Source organism: Shewanella sp. SM29, from assembly GCF_025654245.1.
Classification (GTDB): Bacteria; Pseudomonadota; Gammaproteobacteria; order Enterobacterales; family Shewanellaceae; genus Shewanella; species Shewanella oncorhynchi.
The window spans coordinates 25,293-41,668 of record NZ_JAKKRN010000031.1 but is presented as its reverse complement, the minus strand read 5'-3'; the positions used below and the strand labels follow the sequence as shown (position 1 = coordinate 41,668).

Here is a 16,376-nt window from a genome sequence, read left to right as displayed (position 1 = left end):
GAAGGAAGAGGTGAACTGATGGAACGCGAATCAATGGAATTCGATGTTGTTATCGTCGGTGCTGGTCCAGCTGGCTTGGCCACGGCATGTCGATTAATGCAAATATCACAGGATTCAGGTAAAGAAATTACCGTCTGTGTGGTAGAAAAAGGCTCAGAAGTGGGCGCGCATATTCTGTCAGGCGCTGTGTTCGAGACAAAAGTGCTAGACGAGCTATTCAGTGACTGGCGCGAAAAAGATGCTCCAATAAAAACCGCTGTCACCCACGACGAAATTTACCTACTCAGCTCAGCCACCGACGGCAGAGTCATGCCTAATGCTTTTGTGCCAAAAACCATGCACAACGACGGCAATTTTATTATCAGCGTCGGTAATCTGTCCCGCTGGCTTGCCAATCGCGCAGAAGAACTCGGTGTCGAAATATTCCCCGGCTTTGCCGCCAGTGAACTACTATTTAACGCCGATAACAGCGTTAAAGGTATTTTGATTGGCGATATGGGAGTGGGTGCCGATGGCGAACCCAAAGACAGCTTTATGCCAGGCATGGAGTTGCACGCTAAATATACCGTTTTCTCCGAGGGTTGCCGCGGCCACTTAGGCAAGCAACTTATCGAAAAATACCATTTAGATAATGGTAAAACACCACAGCATTACGGTTTAGGCTTCAAAGAAATTTGGAAAGTCCCCGCCGAACAACACGAACAAGGCAAAGTCGTTCACACTGGTGGCTGGCCATTAACCGAGGGCGCATCGGGTGGCGGCTTCCTTTATCACATGGAAGATAACCAAATTGCGGTCGGCCTTATTATTGATTTGAACTACAAAAATCCGCATCTGAGCCCATTTGACGAATTCCAGCGCTATAAAACCCACCCTGTGATTGCTAAGTATTTAACGGGTGGCGAACGCCTTAGTTATGGCGCCCGCGCGATTACTAAAGGCGGCTTAAACTCGCTACCTAAGATGAGTTTTCCTGGCGGTCTTATCATAGGCTGCAACGCGGGTACGTTGAACTTTGCTAAAATCAAAGGCACTCACACTGCGATGAAGAGCGGGATTGTTGCAGCAGAAACCTTAGGTAAAGCCATGATGGCAGGGGTTGAAGGCGGTAAAGATCTCGACTGTTACCAAACCCACCTTGAAGAAAGCTGGCTATACGAAGAATTGCATAAATCCCGCAACTTTGGTCCAGCGATGCACAAATTTGGTACCTATTTAGGCGGCGCATTCAACTATATAGATCAAAACTGGTTTGGCGGAAAGTTCCCTATCACACTGCGTGATGAGCACCCAGACTATGCGCAAATGGCACCTGTGAGCGCTTACAGCAAGATTGATTATCCAAAACCCGATGGCAAGCTTAGCTTCGATAAACTGTCCTCAGTGTATCTGTCGAGCACTTATCATGAGGAAGATCAGCCCTGCCATTTACGTCTCAAGGACAGCAGCATTCCACTGGGCATTAACTTGACTCAGTTTAATGAGCCAGCACAGCGTTACTGCCCAGCCGGCGTGTATGAAATCGTCGAAGAGGCGGGTCAACCCAAGTTTGTAATCAATGCGCAAAACTGCATTCATTGCAAAACCTGCGACATTAAAGATCCGAGCCAAAACATCACTTGGGTTACACCGGAAGGCGGTGGTGGTCCAAACTACCCCAACATGTAACATTTGGATGATAAATGTAAATAATGGCGCTCAGTGGAGCGCCTTTTTTTCACCTTTTACACGAATAGTTCACTTTTTTTGCTTGCCCTTACTCGCGACATTGGCCACAATTGCCACACAAAAAAGAGTTCGTTTTCAATCACCATCTCATTTCCATCTATACTCTACATAATTAGATCTACAGCAAGACCAACAGGTTAGGCCAAATAAGTGTTCTATACGCTGTTTTATTCGGCAACCGGCCTAGACTAAGGTTAACTTTTCACATTTCTGTCCGATAATCTTTTACCGTACAAGAGTGCGTTGACCGATAACTCAAAATAGTCCAACACAGGCATATTGATATTTATGATATTTAATAACCTCACCATTAAGCAGAAAATTCTGTTAACAGTGACATTTGCAGTACTGTTGTCGACCATACTCGTCGGCGTATTAAGCCAACGTAGCGCGAAAAATGTCGTACAACAAAGGATGTTAGGCTCGGAATTACCGAGCTTAATGATGCAAATTCGCAATAAGATCGATCTCGACATTTCCACTTTAATGAATGCTGCAGAACAATTGGCCAGTAGTCGCATGTTACTGCAATGGCTCGAAGACGGTAGACCGCAGGCCCAAGAAACCCAAGTCGTAGCCCAACTCAAAGACATCACTCGTCAATATAAGCTAGCGCAAGCTTCCTACGCAGATAGACAAACTGCCGCCTACTACACTCAGGATGGTTTTTTGCGTGTGCTCACTCCTGCGCAGGATGGCTGGTTTTTTGGTTACCGAGACAGTGGCCAAGAACGTATGTTAAACGTATTTACTGAGGCCAACGGCGAAGTCAAACTCTTCATCAACTACCAACAACCCAATGGTCGCGGCTTAGTCGGGCTCGCTAAATCACTCGATGACATGGTGCGTTTGCTGAGCTCGTTTAAAATTGAAGAAACCGGTTTAGTCTACTTAGTGGATGCTAAAGGTGAGGTAAAACTCCACCCAGATACGAACCAAATTGGTAAGAGCAACCTAAGCAGCTTATACAAGGATGCGAGTTCAAGCTCATTATTAAACCGCAGTGATTTCAATCTGATCAATACCAAAATCAATGGCGAAAACATGCTGGTTGCCAGTAGTTATATCGCATCTATGGATTGGTACTTAGTCGCACAGGTGCCAGAGGCCGAAGTGTTCGCACTATTAACCGAAGCGGCTTATCAGATCTTAATCTGGACGCTGATAATTGCAGCGGGCTTTATTGTACTCGCCATCGTGGTGGCAGGTTCAGTGAGTCGTCCAATCGCCCAAGTTGCCGCCATGTTCCACGACATAGGCGAAGGTGAAGGTGACTTACGCCAACGTCTACCAGTCAATGGTGAAGATGAAATTGCACAGCTCGCTAAAGGATTTAACAGCTTTATCAGTAAGATCCAAGATTCTGTCATCGAAGTGGCACAAACCAGCGAACAGCTTGGTTTCTCGGCTAAGGATGTGTCGAATCAGGCACAGCAAACCTTAGAAGACAGCCACGAGCAGAAAGATCGCACTATGATGGTGGTAACGGCCATTAATGAAATGGGCGCGACGGTTAACGAAATTGCCAGTAATGCCGCCCAAGCTGCGGTTGCCGCCAGAGATGCAGATACTGAAGCCAGCAGCGGGCAAGTTGTGGTAACCCGTGCCCGCGATACCATTAACCAATTGTCAAAAGACGTTGGCCAAGTGGGTGAAGTGATTGAGTCCCTCGCGACCCACACTAAATCCATCGGTGGTATTTTAGATGTGATCCGCGCAATCTCTGAGCAGACTAACTTGTTAGCACTTAACGCGGCCATTGAAGCAGCACGTGCCGGCGAAGCTGGACGCGGATTTGCTGTCGTAGCCGATGAAGTGCGTAACTTAGCCTCACGCACAGCAGCATCGACTAATGAAGTGCAAGGCATGATCGACAAGCTGCAATCGGAAGCCAGCCGCGCGGTTAATGCGATGGCCCAGAGTCGTACCCGCTCCCACGAAGGCGTTGTGGCCGTCGATGAAGCCAGCAAATCGTTAATTGGCATTAGCGATCGCATTGGTCTTATCAGCGACATGAACATTCAAGTTGCTGCGGCAACGGAAGAACAATCCACAGTTGTGGAGGACATCAACCGTAACGTCACTGAAATCAATGACATTACTCAACGTACTGCCAATACTGCACAAGCGGCGGCACAGGCGAGTTTAGCCTTGAATCAACTGTCACACCGCTTAGATACCTTAGTGGCCAAGTTTAAGGTGTAAAACCTTAAAACTTACGCCATAAAAAACGCCTTAGATGTTTCCATCTAAGGCGTTTTTCTTTAACTCGCAGAGGCAATTAATCCATAGCAATAAATTTAATCGTTAATGGATAGCGATACACTTTACCTTCGCTGGCCTTAATAATCGCCAGCACAGTACACACCAGATCGAATATGCCGAGTATGGCTAAAAAGATGAAACCAATGCCGACCAAAGCTAATACGCCACTGATGATCACATAAATCAACAGGCTCAATTTAAAGTTCAAGCAACTACGGCCACATTGATCAACAAATGCGGACTCTTCACGCTTCATCAGCCAAATGATCAAAGGACCAAGAATAGAGCCCAACGGCACTAAGTATCCAATAAAACTTGAGGCGTATACCAGTAAGCCAAAATCTTTATCACTTTTTGTAACGGGTTCAATCATAGGTCATCCCTGTTTTATCATTTTGAATATAAAGCCTTATTTTCCACTCGGCCCATATAAACGCATTTGCCAATCTTCTACTGTCTGTAATGCTAAGCGGCGTTGTAGGCTATTAACCCAACTCAGCGCTAATCCCTCGCAGGAAGCTAAACGATCATAGGCACTGGCATTAAACGTTGGCGAGAAATAGAGTGACATGGCCTCGGCAACACTGATATCAGTACGACGCTCAACTAATTCAATCCTATCGTTTAACTGAATAATCCCTGGGGTTAAGATTCTATAAAACCAACCACATAATTGGCTTTGCTGCATAGCGAGGGCGAATTCTCTGTGGCCAAATTGCAGATTCAATTTAAAACAAGGTGAACGCGGCTGAGTCACTTGCACTTTTACTGCGCCAATTTGCAAGATATCGCCAATATTGACTTGAGTTTCGTTCAGTCCAACTGTGCTAATGTTCTCTCCCATGCTGGGCGCATCTTCGAGCTGGGTGATTAAGTCCCAACGACGATATTGGCCGTAGTGCTCGCGGGGGAAATGATGTAGCACGCGATCAAGGCCGCCATGGTGTTTTGGATCGGCCTGCGCGTCCCCTTCAACATGGTCGATATGCACTAACAGTTGTTGAGCCGCTTGCTTACCATCAATCCCCGTAGCAACACCGGACATTTCTTGAAGATGAGTTCCTAAGTACAATCCAGACAACTTATTAATCAACAACTTTGACATCTGCAACTCCAAATCAATGACCTATCGCGCATTACTGTCAGAGTGTAAACCGCGATACGCCAATAATACAATCAACCCGCGCCATAACCCACAAAGGTAGGCTAAACATTGCTGCCAAGAAGAACCGAGTAGAGTCTATGAATGATTTAACACCACTTGATTTCGGCCCGCTTCTTTTGCCTGATACAAGGCCAGATCGGCACGTTTGATAAGGTCCTCTGCGGGCTCTTGCACTTGATGCTCAGCAACACCAATACTGGCAGTAATAGAAATGTGTAATCCATTCACTTTAATTTCCCGCTGGGAAATGAGGTCACGGATCTGTTCTGCCAGTTCTGCCGCTCGAGATAAATCCATCTCAGGGAGTAAAATTAAAAACTCCTCACCGCCCCAGCGACATAAAATATCCTGTTGTTGTAGTAAACCACGCAGCATATTAGTCATGGTTTTTAATACTAAGTCACCAATCCCATGCCCATAACTGTCGTTCACTTTTTTAAAGTGGTCGATATCCAGCAAGAGTATTGAAATCGGCGATTGTGTCAGCTTAGCTTTATCTAACGCCTGCCTAAAGTACTCATCAAACACCTGACGGTTAGCGGCGCCAGTGAGCTTATCAGTAGACGCCATAATTTCTAGTTTGCGCTGATAACGACCTAAGGTCATGTTGGAGATGAATAAAATACCTAGGGTCACCATTAGGCTTAACGCCAAATTACCCCAAAACGTATTTAACAGTTCCCGCTCTTGTGGCGCATCCTCCTGCTCAACAATCAAATACCACTTAAACTCAGGAACTAAGCGACTATTGAGATAAACCGTTTTCCCGTTTTTCTGATAGCTGAAGACGGCACTTGGGCTGGTTAAAATACGCGTAGCCAAATTATCAAGCCCTACGTTCGTTTGCAGCGAATCCGTACCGTCATATTGATCGCCATGCAAAGTGACATTACCTTGCCGATCGGTAAAGAACACTCGGCGGTTATAACGCTTTTGATATAACTCAATTAAGGCTTTAACCTTTTCAACCGCCAACCCCACACCGGTAACACCAATAAATTTCCCTTCAAAATCAAAAACTTTATAGTTAACAAATACGGTTGTCTTACTGCGGTCTGCCGTATCGGCATCAATATTGACCTCATAATGTTCAGATTCAGGTAAAGAACGCACTCGAAAATACCAAGCATCGTCAGGCTCTACATCTTGGATTTGTTTTAAAATGCCCGTGGAATGGTAATAATTTCGACTTTTCTCAGACACAAAAAAGCTAGTGACTGTACCGTATTTCTCTTGGATTTCCTTAAGGTAACGAATGAGTTTTTCGGGCTCTTGCTCATGACTTAAGGTCCAATCCCGAACAAAGGTATCCTGCGCCATCAAGGATGAAATAAAGATGGGTCGTAACAAATCCTGTTGAATTTCTGAATAAATATTGTCACTTGTGAGCGGTAAGGTATTGCTCTCTATTTGCTGGCTCAGTGAATCATGAGCCACTTTGTAACTGATACCGCTGGTCACTAAAAAGGCGACCAAAAGCAAAACAGACAGAAGCCAAATAAATTTATTTTTATCATTCCAAGCGTTATTGCCCATTCTCAACTCCAAAGACTACAGAACACCTTGAGTGGCTTATTATTTTAATTTAACGATAACTATTTTAGTTGAATAAATGTTAACGCAATTGTGCCATGGCCGCACAAGATTTCTGTCGTATTGGCGTTCTACGATGGAATAACTTTATTTTGAGCAAAAAAATGCCTCGTTGGGGAAACGAGGCAAAAAACATACTAACCAATAAATGGGAGAAAAGTACAAGAAAACGTTAAGAGACAAGCTATGCGCCACAAGACATACTCTAGCAAGGACGTATGACAAAAAGATGACTCAAACTGGTCACAATAGTACTTATTATGTCGTTTGCTTTGTCTCTAAATACTGTTTTAGTGCCTCACCCGGAATAGAACTATCGGTTGCCACCGCAAATGCCGCCCAAATCGCCCCTTCTGCCATGGCCTCAGTAATCGACTGGCCGATGCAGAGACTGTGGATCAACCCTGCCGCATAGGCATCACCCGCGCCAGTGGTATCAACAACTGTGGCAGGGATAGCAGCAACATGCTGCACTTGATCATGCGTGTAAACCTTAGCCCCATTGATACCATCGGTGACAATAAAGTAACGCAGACAATCGCCACCAATGCTTTTGCCATATTCCCAAGATGCGCCATCACAACGCCCCTGAATATCACTCATGGAGGCCAATAAAATATGACAAGGTCTCTGTCTGTCGTCCTTGGCTAATTGCGCGACCACAAGACAATGTTCTAAAGCTGTTTTTGCCCAGCTGACAGAGCCTTCAGCGGAAGTATTAAAATACAACGCGTCCCATGGCTGCCATTTCGGCGGTACAGATAATTCAAATATGGGTCTTTGTGGCCGAATAATGGTGCGCTCGCCGTCTGGCGTCATTACAAGCAGCATTTCGCATGTATTGCCGGTGCGGCGCTGCACTAAGCGACAATCGAGCCCTTGCGTACTGGCTTCTGCAATGAGCCAATCCCCCATGTCATCACGGCCCACTTGACTCACCAGCGCGACGCTATGCCCTGCCCAGACTAAACCTAATCCGGTATTTGCCCCACCGCCGCCGAGCCTTTGGCCGCCATCTTGATAATGGAAACGTCCACCTGTTTTTAAAGGTTTATCAAGCAGTAAGATCCGATCACAGTTGAGATTGGCAACTAACAGAATATTAGCCATTACACGGCTCCAAAGGGCAAAAAAGCATCAAGGCCAGAAGATAAAAACAAAGAAATATCAATCTAGAGCAAAATGCTCACAGGCACAATCCAATCATCAAGATAGAAACATTATAAGGATATGGCAGCGCCTTGATGTAAGCATTTGTCCCGAAGAAGACGAGGAAAACAGTTATACACTCATACGGTATAACATAGATGTTAACTCTAACACTTTGTTTAAAATAGATTTATAGAAAAGATAACGTCTCAGGACAAAATGAAGCGTAACCATTTTGAAGCCGACTCGATTAATTATCAGTAGACATAGTTAAAATGCATGCTGGATACATATATTAAATTTATGAATGGAATCAAACGCTATGCTAATGGAAATATGGGATACCGCCGAAGAAAAATCTGAGCAGCTACGCCGTTATCAGCTCTGTATAGATGAATTTAATGAATTGAATTTTCACGATGTTTATATTGCAGAAATCAAACAAGAATACCAACAACTTGCTGAACAAGTAAAAGTGCAGTCAACCTCGGATCCCGAGCGCTAACTGCACTTTGCCATCTAGTTACTCACGATAAACCTTCAATTACTTTATTGGCGTCAATGGTGATAAAGACGCAAATTGTACTGCTAATGTCCAATCTGTAATGACCATATCTGAAGGCTGCCAACTGTCATCAACCCACTCATAAACCAAGCCAGGGTTTTCCTCTGCGTTGACTAACAAACGCCGTCCATCTTGCAACACAAGCGTATAATCGAGCCCCTGCGCATCGACACTTTCAATGTCCCCCAAGACATTGTGCTTAATGGCCGAAATAGTTCCGGTTGCCTTAACGGCATCGTTTTCCTTTGCACCGCTGTAAAACTTTAACGCCTCGTTTGCGGCAGTCTTGTGAAAAACAAACTCCTCAGTCACACCCACTACGATCGACGGATCAAGCTCATACCAGGCGGGTATCCATAATGCGTTAATTGTCATCCCGTTATATCCTGCATAATAATTTTACGGACGGGATCATTCTGCCTTAACCCCGACAGAGAAAATACTCTTCAGGGATAAAATAATTTTAATCCCTGTAAGGGATAGCATCACTAAATTGAGCGCATCACTTTCTTTGTAAGATAATTCCAAACCAAAGGGTCATACCTGAGATGCTTTAAGCTCCAGCACTGATGTTGGACTCAATTGGGCTTTCTGTTAGTTTGTAAAACACTTTGCCTCAAACCGACACATTAAGCTGACAAAGTGATCCTGAGCTCAGTAATCGCGTATAGAGTCACACACGATAGATTAATCTTCCCATGCTTGCACCGCAGGCCGATAAATACGGAGTTTACTTGTCTATGGATAAGCCCATAACGCAACCCCCTCAAGCCCTTAAGCTCATTGGTGAAACTGAGGCCGGAAAGCGTCAAGAGCTTAAGCAATACTTTAATCAGACATGGGCTTTATACGAGTCTCTGTTTGATTTGATCCAAGAAGATAGCGCCTATTACCTCAAAGCTGAGCCGCTGCGCCATCCGTTAATCTTTTACTTTGGCCATACGGCCACTTTCTATATCAACAAACTCAAACTCGGTAAATTTCTCGATGAACGAGTAAACGACAACTTCGAATCCATGTTCGCCATTGGTGTCGATGAGATGTCTTGGGATGATTTGAACGAACAACATTATCCGTGGCCGGATGTGGCAGAGGTGCGAAGCTATCGCCAACAAGTTAATGCTGTCGTCAATCGTGTTATCGATGAAATGCCTCTAGCGTTACCTATCACTCAAAATAGCCCAGCTTGGATCATTTTGATGGGCATTGAACATGAGCGTATTCATTTAGAAACCTCATCGGTGATCATCCGCCAACTGCCGCTGGAATATGTCGCACCCAACCACCTCTGGCCTGCGTGCCAAGACACCGCCCCTGCCAAGGCCAACAGTTTATTGGCTGTAAAAGGGCAAAAAGTAACCTTAGGCAAAACTGAACAAGACCAAACCTACGGTTGGGACAATGAGTACGGCCATAAAATATTTAACGTTAACGACTTTAAGGCTGCTAAATTCTTAGTCTCGAATCAAGAATATCTCGCATTCGTCGAGGCTGGCGGCTATCGCTCACCCCAATTTTGGAATGAAGAAGGCCAAGCTTGGCTTGCCTATACCCAAGCACAAATGCCGCGTTTTTGGCGCTTAAGACAAGATAAATGGTGGCAACGTAACTTAGTGGAAGAAATTCCGCTGCCATTAAACTGGCCTGTTGAAGTGAATCAGCTCGAAGCTAAGGCCTTCTGTAATTGGAAAGCCGAACAAAAGCAAAGCAATATACGTCTATTAACTGAAGCTGAGTGGTACATCTTACGCGAGAATGTGCCCGCAGATGCGCCCGATTGGCATGAAGTGCCGGGCAATATTGCTTTGGCTTATTACGCCTCTTCTTGCCCAGTGAATCGCTTCGAACATAATGGCTTTTTCGATATTGTCGGTAATGTTTGGCAATGGACAGAAAGCGCAATCGACGGTTTTGACGGCTTCACCGTACACCCACTTTACGATGATTTCTCCACCCCAACCTTCGATGGCAAACATAATCTCATCAAAGGCGGCTCGTGGATCTCTACGGGTAATGAGGCAATTGCTTCATCACGCTATGCGTTTCGTCGACATTTTTATCAACACGCGGGCTTTCGCTATGTGGAATCCACCCAAAATCCAGCTCAAATGGCCGAGGTCAATGTGTACGAAACGGATGAACTGATTTCCCAATACCTTGAATTCCACTATGGCGCCGAATATTTCGGGGTTGCTAACTTCTGCGTCAATGGTGTGCAGCAAGCGCTGAGTGAAATTCAATTGACTCATACAGCTAAAGCCCTCGATATCGGCTGCTCCGTTGGTCGCGCGAGTTTCGAACTGGCAAAAATGTTTGATCATGTTGATGGTATCGACTTCTCGGCGCGCTTTATTCAACAGGCCTATGCGCTGACAGAACAAGGTGAAAAACGTTACACCATACGTACCGAAGGCGACTTACAGGAATTTAAGAGTGCGAGTCTCGCGAAACTGGGATATGAGCTTGAGGCGAAAAAGGTCAACTTTATGCAAGGTGATGCCTGTAATTTAAAGCCCATCTACACAGGTTATGATTTGGTTTATGCCTCAAATCTTATCGACAGGTTAAACGAGCCTAAGCACTTTTTAACCAGTATTGCCCAGCGGATTAATCAAGGTGGATACCTTGTGGTTGCCTCGCCATACACTTGGCTTGAAGATTATACGCCCAAGGATAAATGGTTAGGTGGCGTTAAAGTCAAAGGAGAGAACTTCACCACCTTAGATGGCTTGACCGAAACCTTGATCGGCCAATTTGAGCTGGTCGCAGTGAAAGAAATTCCCTTCGTGATCCGCGAGACTAAACGTAAATTCCAACATTCCATCTCAGAAATGACAATTTGGCGTAAACGTTAATGCTCACTCATGGGATAACCAACTGAAGTCCTGATAAAAATATCCGCCAGAAATCCATTTCTGGCGGATGTGTAACATCCAGCTCAGTCACATTTACAGCACCAACTAAGGTGAGAACACTGTAAATGCAGCGAAAAATATCTACACCTTAAACTGTGCCGTTGTTAAACCAAGCTGATTTGCTAACCCCAACAGACTCCGCGTACTTGCTGCTACTTGGCTGATAGCCGCACTATTTTCCTCCGCCGCCACGCTTAAGCCAGCAATCCCCTGTGCAATCGTCGCCGAAACCGTTGTTTGTTCTTCCGCAGCGGTTGCAGTTTGAATCATTAATGCCTTTAAGGTTTCTAAGCGCAAAGCAATATCATCCACCGCGGTCTGCATTCCATCGGCATCTTCTGCGGTTTTAGAGGCTTCAGTGGAACAAGTCACACTATGCAACGCCAGCACACCTGACTGTTGCTGAATACCTTTTAACACTTGCCCAATATCCTGAGTCGCTAATTGAACCTTCACCGCTAACTGACGCACCTCATCGGCAACCACAGCAAATCCACGACCATGCTCGCCAGCTCTCGCTGCTTCAATCGCCGCATTAAGAGACAAGAGATTAGTTTGTTCCGCAATCGCATTTATCACAGCTAATACTGAGCCGATTTTCTGACTATCCGCCTCAAGACTGCCCACCTGTTGATGAATAGTTGCAAAACTGCTCAAGGTCACTTTTAAGCTTTTACGAGTACTGGCCAAGTTTTGCGAAAGAATTTCACTCGAATGGGTACAGGCGGACACTTCATCGGAGGATCTCATCGTATTCGTGCTGATTTCAGCTGCGGCATAACTCATTTCTTCAACTGCAGTGGCCAACATATCGGTTTCTTTGGCCTGCATCTGAATACTGCAATCGGCTTGGGTCATGGCGGCAGAGTTTTGTTCGGCGGCAGATTCAAGTTCATGCCCAACGCCCACCAGTTGACTGATGATTTCTTTGAGCTTAGTTTGCATCCGCGCCAACCAACTCATCAGGTGATTATCCGTTTGAACATGCGGTAAATTATGAGTTAAATCGCCAGAGGCGATCATACTGGTCAAGTTACACATGTCCTCAGGCTCACCGCCGAGCGGCTTTAATACAAACCCTGTAACTAACTTAGCGGCAGCGAACGCCAACACTAAGGCTACTGCACAAACAGATAAGCCGATAAACATCATACGGTAGGCGGGAGCAGCAATTTCACTCACATCAATTTCAGCCATCAAACCCCAACGCAAACCAAGCTCAACGACAGGAGAATAAGCGGATAAAACGGGATTATTGTTATAGTCATTCACTTGCATCACACCCGATTTACCTGCCAGCGCCTCCTTCACCGCCAGCGTATCAACACCATTCTGAGCTACCGTTCCCGCAAACGAAGCCGTAACAGTGCGATTAATGGGGTCAAGAAAAGAATCAGAACGCATGCGATTATTTGGGCCAATGAGATAAGTTTCACCACTTTGCCCCATACCCTCACGAATTTGCATAACTCTGTTAATGCGATCGATTGATACTTGAGCCGCCACCACCAATCTTTGTTGATTAAACTGAATCGACTGGCCAATAAATGCCGCCGGTTGACCATTTGAAGGCGCGTATGCGGAAAAATCTTGTAGTAATACTGTGCCCGCCGATCCCAATGCCTTATTGAATAACTGTGCTAATCCCGAATCATGGAAGGGTCCAGTACGCAAATTGGTACCGAAATCAGACTCTTTCTCAACTGTATATAAAACGGTGCCATCATCACGAATAATAAACAGATCATAAAAACCGAGAGATTTATTTAAGGACTGCAAGGTTTGATCTATGTCGGTAAGAGTATCGAGGTTTTTTTGGCTGGCGATTACGGCGCTGACGGCCTGAAGATTATCGGAAAAGTCCTGAAACATACTCACAATTTGCCGCTGCTTGATCTCACGCACAGCCACTAAACGAGACTGAGCCTCGGCAAACAATTCATCCCGAGCAATATAAGTTACTATTGCTGTAGCAAAAATGAGGGGTAATAGGACAATTAATAAACTGATAAGCTGAATTTTACGAGTAAAACCCATGGAGGACTCCTTGTCATGCTTCGAATTCTATTCCTTCGCTCTTTACAGAATCAAACCTGCCATAACACTATAGAAGAATCTCAGCGAAACAAAGTAGTACCGACTATTTTCATCAAAAGCTGACTAAAATGCCTCCAAGTCATTATTTTTAAATAAAAATAATGATTAATAACTTTAAATGACAATCAACTGTCGTCGACCACTTCAACTAAAATAATAAAGTGGGAAATTGGCGATAAACCGGACATTAGCATCAACGTATATTGAATGCGTACATCCACGCGGCAAACAACGCATTGAAATTTATCAAAAATGCATATAAATTCATCTAAAGCCAATTTATAGAGGATTAATAATGAGTTTACTCGAGCAAGTGTCAGTATCGAAAAAAGCCAATATCTACTTTGACGGCAAAGTAGCTAGCCGTAGTGTATTTTTTGCCGATGGCAGCAAGCAAACCTTAGGTGTTGTATTACCAGGGGAATATGAGTTCTCAACCTCCCAAGGCGAAATCATGGAAGTGACTAGCGGCCGTTTTGAGGTGTTACTTCCAGAAACAACGACTTGGCAAGAATTTAGCGAAGGAACTCAGTTTGAGCTGGCTGCAAATGTTAGCTTTAAAATTCGTAACACAGCCATTGCCGAATATTGCTGTAGCTACCTCTAATCATCTCGATTGAGTGGCAGTACGATTAATATTTCACATCAATCGTGAATCGAATGCTCACAGTGACGGTTTATCTCAGCACTGTGAGTATGTTGTCCACCCGACCATTTCACCATTTCACCATTTCACCATTTCACCATTTCACCATCAGAATGCCTTATCCGTCTAACATTTATCAATTTGGCAATTTTATTAACTTGGCTCAAGGCAGCGCAAAAGTCACAATGCAAAGCATACTAAATCGAATATGTTGAAATCGTCGATAAAAACAACACTAGACGACCGGTCTAATTTGATTTATCCTAACCCCCATGAAAATTGAAACTCAATCCACTCGCCAGCATATTCTCGACATCGGCTACAAGCTGATCGTACGCAAAGGCTTCTCCAGCGTCGGCTTATCCCTACTGCTGCAGGCGGCCGAAGTGCCAAAAGGCTCGTTTTATCACTACTTCAAATCCAAAGAACAATTTGGCGAAGCGCTTATTACTGATTATTTTGAAAAATATCAATTAGATTTAGACGCATTATTCAATGACTCGACACTAACAGGCCATCAACGCTTGATGCAATACTGGCAACAATGGTTGCACGTACAAGCCGATGGCTGCGTAGATCAAAAGTGTCTGGTCGTGAAACTCAGCGCCGAAGTGGCCGATTTATCGGAAGCTATGCGTGTTGCCTTACTTAAAGGCTCCGCCGGCATCATAGAGAGGTTAACGACTTGCGTTCAAGTGGGCATAACCGATAGATCAATCGCCCAGCAAGATCCGCAATCGACCGCAGAAATGTTGTATCACATGTGGTTAGGCGCCAGCTTAATGAACAAGTTGGGCCACAGCCCTGCGGCACTCGAACGTGCACTCGTAACGACTAAAGCCATTTTAACGCCTAAAACGGCCCTTTAATCTAATACCGACTCAAAACTAATACTGGCTGATATCGATCAGCCAAAGATTTTTTAAAGAATACATTTTCACGCCCCAACATTAGACGACTGGTCTACTAATTTAACGGGCGATTAATAAATGCGGCTCAATTAACGCTGCTCATTTAAAGTAATAATAGGAATAACATCATCCATGCTAAATTTTAACTATTACAACCCGACCCGCATCCGTTTTGGTAAAGACACTATCGCCGAAATTGATTCCCTAGTACCGAGCGATGCTAAAGTGATGATCCTCTTTGGCGGCAGCAGTGCTAGAAAAACAGGCACGTTAGACGAAGTTAAACAATCATTGGGTAATCGTTTCGTTGTCGAGTTCGATGGCATTGAGCCAAACCCAACCTATGAAACCTTAATGAAAGCCGTCGCCCAAGTGCGTGAGCAGAATATCGACTTCCTCCTCGCGGTTGGCGGTGGTTCGGTTATCGATGGCACTAAATTTGTTGCCGCTGCAGCGGTATTTGAAGGTGAACCTTGGGACATTCTCACTAGCTGGGGCGCCAATGTGACTCAAGCTATGCCTTTTGGCTCAGTCTTAACCTTACCTGCTACCGGTTCCGAAATGAACAACGCCAGCGTAGTGACCCGTAAATCACTACAGGCTAAACTGCCATTCCGTAATGATTTGGTTTATCCACAATTCTCAATACTCGATCCGACGAAAACCTTCACTCTGCCAGAACGCCAAGTGGCCAACGGTGTTGTCGATGCTTTTGTACATATCACAGAGCAATACCTCACTTACCCAGTTAACGCCGCCGTGCAGGACAGATTTGCCGAAGGTCTTTTACAAACCTTGATTGAGCTTGGTCCACAAGTGCTAGTTCAACCCGAAGATTACGACATTCGCGCTAACTTAATGTGGGTTGCCACTATGGCACTCAACGGCACGATTGGCGTCGGTGTTCCCCACGACTGGGCAACCCATATGATTGGCCATGAACTAACTGCACTTTACGATATCGACCATGCGCGCACATTGGCAATCGTACTGCCTGCTCTGTTGAAATGTACAAAAGAGGCTAAGCGCGAAAAGTTACTCCAATACGCAGACCGCGTGTGGCATATCAACACAGGTACAGATGACGAGCGCATCGATGCCGCTATTGCAAAAACCAAGGCTTTCTTCGAAGCCATGGGCATACCGACACATTTATCTGCCTATGATCTCGATGCCAGCCATGTTGATACCGTAGTGAAGCAGCTTGAACTGCACGGCATGGTGGCACTAGGCGAACATGGCAACATTGACCCAGCCATGAGCCGTAACATTTTGACCTTAGCCCTATAACGTCAAATGAACTAAACCCAAAGCTCACACGTATTGATGTGAGCAACTTAGG

The 16,376-nt window shown here is 45.1% G+C and carries 13 protein-coding genes; 7 read left to right on the top strand and 6 right to left on the bottom strand.

Translation table 11 applies throughout. The features are described from left to right. Positions 1 to 18 precede the first annotated feature (18 nt). Together L5L77_RS17950 and L5L77_RS17945 are read left to right on the top strand one after the other, a co-directional pair. Positions 19 to 1,668, top strand: coding sequence for an electron transfer flavoprotein-ubiquinone oxidoreductase (locus tag L5L77_RS17950; RefSeq protein WP_105251081.1), 1,650 nt, complete (start codon positions 19 to 21; stop codon positions 1,666 to 1,668). A 348-nt stretch (positions 1,669 to 2,016) separates the two neighbouring features. Next, positions 2,017 to 3,933, top strand: coding sequence for a methyl-accepting chemotaxis protein (locus L5L77_RS17945; RefSeq protein WP_263207369.1), 1,917 nt, complete (start codon positions 2,017 to 2,019; stop codon positions 3,931 to 3,933). A gap of 76 nt (positions 3,934 to 4,009) precedes the next feature. On the opposite strand, the gene L5L77_RS17940 is transcribed toward L5L77_RS17945, so the two are convergent. The 4 genes from L5L77_RS17940 to L5L77_RS17925 all read right to left on the bottom strand — a co-directional run bounded on the left by L5L77_RS17940 (position 4,010) and on the right by L5L77_RS17925 (position 7,861). Further along, entirely contained in the window at positions 4,010 to 4,366 is a 357-nt protein-coding gene (locus tag L5L77_RS17940) for a DUF4870 domain-containing protein (RefSeq protein ID WP_105251079.1), read from the bottom strand. A gap of 36 nt (positions 4,367 to 4,402) precedes the next feature. Beyond that, entirely contained in the window at positions 4,403 to 5,098 is a 696-nt protein-coding gene (locus L5L77_RS17935) for an MOSC domain-containing protein (RefSeq protein WP_198572493.1), read from the bottom strand. 135 nt (positions 5,099 to 5,233) lie between these two features. Beyond that, positions 5,234 to 6,694, bottom strand: a complete 1,461-nt coding sequence (locus L5L77_RS17930) for a sensor domain-containing diguanylate cyclase (protein WP_263223298.1) — start codon at positions 6,692 to 6,694, stop codon at positions 5,234 to 5,236. Positions 6,695 to 7,009: 315 nt separating this feature from the next. After that, positions 7,010 to 7,861, bottom strand: a complete 852-nt coding sequence (locus tag L5L77_RS17925) for a PfkB family carbohydrate kinase (protein ID WP_263140851.1) — start codon at positions 7,859 to 7,861, stop codon at positions 7,010 to 7,012. 361 nt (positions 7,862 to 8,222) lie between these two features. Here L5L77_RS17925 and L5L77_RS17920 point away from each other — a divergent pair, with 361 nt between their 5' ends. Beyond that, a complete protein-coding gene (locus tag L5L77_RS17920; RefSeq protein WP_113941356.1) occupies positions 8,223 to 8,405 on the top strand; it encodes a hypothetical protein in 183 nt (60 codons plus the stop codon). Positions 8,406 to 8,444: 39 nt separating this feature from the next. Here L5L77_RS17920 and L5L77_RS17915 read toward each other — a convergent pair whose 3' ends face one another. After that, a complete protein-coding gene (locus L5L77_RS17915) occupies positions 8,445 to 8,840 on the bottom strand; it encodes a hypothetical protein (RefSeq protein WP_105251074.1) in 396 nt (131 codons plus the stop codon). 365 nt (positions 8,841 to 9,205) lie between these two features. Here L5L77_RS17915 and ovoA point away from each other — a divergent pair, with 365 nt between their 5' ends. Continuing rightward, positions 9,206 to 11,320, top strand: coding sequence for a 5-histidylcysteine sulfoxide synthase (gene ovoA / locus L5L77_RS17910; protein ID WP_263223297.1), 2,115 nt, complete (start codon positions 9,206 to 9,208; stop codon positions 11,318 to 11,320). Between the two features lie 141 nt (positions 11,321 to 11,461). Here ovoA and L5L77_RS17905 read toward each other — a convergent pair whose 3' ends face one another. After that, positions 11,462 to 13,417 carry a methyl-accepting chemotaxis protein gene (locus L5L77_RS17905; protein WP_263223296.1) on the bottom strand — a complete coding sequence of 652 codons (1,956 nt, stop codon included), beginning with the start codon at positions 13,415 to 13,417 and terminating at the stop codon, positions 11,462 to 11,464. A gap of 355 nt (positions 13,418 to 13,772) precedes the next feature. Between L5L77_RS17905 and L5L77_RS17900 the strand changes: the two genes are divergently transcribed. The 3 genes from L5L77_RS17900 (at position 13,773) to L5L77_RS17890 (ending at position 16,324) form a co-directional block, all read left to right on the top strand. Then, positions 13,773 to 14,084 (top strand): pyrimidine/purine nucleoside phosphorylase, encoded by a 312-nt coding sequence (locus tag L5L77_RS17900; protein ID WP_063884943.1) that lies wholly within the window; start codon positions 13,773 to 13,775, stop codon positions 14,082 to 14,084. Between the two features lie 311 nt (positions 14,085 to 14,395). Then, positions 14,396 to 14,992 carry a TetR/AcrR family transcriptional regulator gene (locus L5L77_RS17895; protein ID WP_263140859.1) on the top strand — a complete coding sequence of 199 codons (597 nt, stop codon included), beginning with the start codon at positions 14,396 to 14,398 and terminating at the stop codon, positions 14,990 to 14,992. A 174-nt stretch (positions 14,993 to 15,166) separates the two neighbouring features. After that, positions 15,167 to 16,324: an iron-containing alcohol dehydrogenase gene (locus tag L5L77_RS17890; RefSeq protein ID WP_263164932.1), complete on the top strand. Its 1,158-nt coding sequence runs from the start codon at positions 15,167 to 15,169 to the stop codon at positions 16,322 to 16,324. The last annotated feature ends 52 nt before the right edge of the window (positions 16,325 to 16,376 follow it).